Source organism: Streptomyces atratus (assembly GCF_014648655.1).
GTDB lineage: Bacteria > Actinomycetota > Actinomycetes > Streptomycetales > Streptomycetaceae > Streptomyces > Streptomyces atratus.
Map to the genome: position 1 here is coordinate 1 of NZ_BMRN01000164.1, position 1,887 is coordinate 1,887.

General features: G+C 70.5%; 2 protein-coding genes. Both read right to left on the reverse strand.

Annotated elements, in window-relative coordinates:
* On the reverse strand, window positions 1-1,478 hold a 1,478-nt coding region (locus tag IEZ15_RS43840), incomplete at its 3' end, for a condensation domain-containing protein (protein ID WP_229846604.1).
* The coding region (locus IEZ15_RS43845; RefSeq protein ID WP_189282503.1) for a phosphopantetheine-binding protein at window positions 1,478-1,887 on the reverse strand (410 nt) is incomplete at its 5' end. The genes IEZ15_RS43840 and IEZ15_RS43845, both read right to left, overlap by 1 nt.

The following is a 1,887-nucleotide window of genomic DNA, read 5'->3' on the forward strand; positions in this document are numbered from 1 at the left end:
TCCGGCGTACGGGCCACCTGCACCGCAAACAGCTCCGCCAGCGAACCCGCCACCACCGGGGCAACCGTGTCATTCCACTCAGCCAGGAGCCGCCACTCACCCTCATCCAGGACCTCGACCGCGCTCAGCCGGGACTCCGGGTCCATGACCAGCAGCTCGATCGCCTGGGCCCAGCGGGCGACGATGCGCTCGGCCGTCTCGATGTCGAAGAGGTCAGCGGAGGCGACGACCGAACCACGCAGGCCCGCGGGGGCGCCCTGGGCGTCGAAGACCTCCGTGACCGACGCGTCCAGGTCGAACTTCGCCGCGGACTCGCTGGTCGCCGGGCCGTTGGGGGTGACGGTCTTGCTGGCCGCCGGAACCGGGGCGTTCCCGCCGCCGGTACCGGGCAGGTCGAGGACGGCCTCACCGGTGTTCTGCACCTTCAGCATGACCTGGAACAGGGGGTGCCGGGCCAGGGAGCGGGCCGGGGCCAGCTCCTCGACAAGCTTCTCGAACGGCACTTCCTGGTGCTCGAAAGCCGCCCAGCCGGCCTGCCTCACCCGCGAGAGCAGCTCGGTGAAGGTCGGGTCGCCCGACACGTCCGTACGCAGGACGAGGGAGTTGATGAAGAAGCCGACGAGGTCGTCGAGGGCGACGTCCGTACGTCCGGCGACGGTCGTGCCGATCGGGATGTCGGTGCCCGCGCCGAGGCGGGAGAGCACGGCCGCGAGGGCGGCCTGGAGCACCATGAAGGGGGTCACGCCCTCGGCCTTGGCCAGCTCGGCGAGGCGCGCGTGCACCTCGGCGGGCACGGCCAGCGGCACCTTGTGGCCGCGGTGGGAGGGAACGGCCGGCCGCGAACGGTCGGCGGGAAGCTCCAGCTCCGCTGGAATGTCGGCCAACACCTTACGCCAGTAGGCTATCTGAGTGGCCATCATGCTTTCGGGATCCGACTCGTCGCCGAGCATCTCGCGCTGCCAGAGCGTGTAGTCGGCGTACTGGACCGGCAGCGGCTCCCACGCGGGGTCCTTGCCCTCGCTGCGCGCCGCGTAGGCCGTCGAAAGGTCTCGGGCCAGCGGGCGCTTGGACCAGCCGTCGCTCGCGATGTGGTGCGTCACCAGGACGAGCACCTGCTCGTCGCCGCCCGTGGAGAACAGCGACGCGCGGATCGGTATCTCGGTCGACAGGTCGAAGGTGTGCCCGAGGACGTCGGCGATCGCGCCGTCGAGCTCGGCCGGGGCGACCTCTGCCACCGTCAGCGCCCAGTCCAGGTCGGCCGCCTTCAGGATGTGCTGGTACGGCTCGCCGTCCGCAACCCGGTAGACCGTGCGCAGGACCTCATGGCGGCCGATCACGTCCCGCAGGGCCGCGCCGAGGGCGGCACCGTCGGTCGCGCCCGAAAGGCGCAGCACGACCGGGATGTTGTAAGTGGAGCTCGGTCCCTCGGACTGGCTGAGGAACCACAACCGACGCTGCGCGAATGACAACGGAATCATCAGGACTCCTCCTGGTTACGCATCGGCCGCAACGCCGGCCTTGCTGTCTTCTGGTTGGCAAGTTGTTGTGCGAGTGCTGCCACGGTCGATGCCTCGAGCAGCACCCGGAGCGGAACCTCGACGCCCAGCTCGGCGCGGATCCTGCTGGTCAGGCGGACGGCGAGCAGCGAGTGGCCGCCGAGTGCGAAGAAGTCGTCGTCGACGCCCACTTCGGACAGGCCCAGGAGTTCGGCGAAGGCCGCGCAGAGGATCTCTTCCTGGCGGTTGGCCGGCCCGCGCCCCGCCGTGACGGAGTGCTCGGGGGTGGGGAGGGCCTTGCGGTCGAGCTTTCCGTTGGCGGTCAGCGGGAGGGCGTCGAGGACGACGACCGCAGCCGGAACCATGTGCTCGGGGAGCCGCTGGGCCGTGA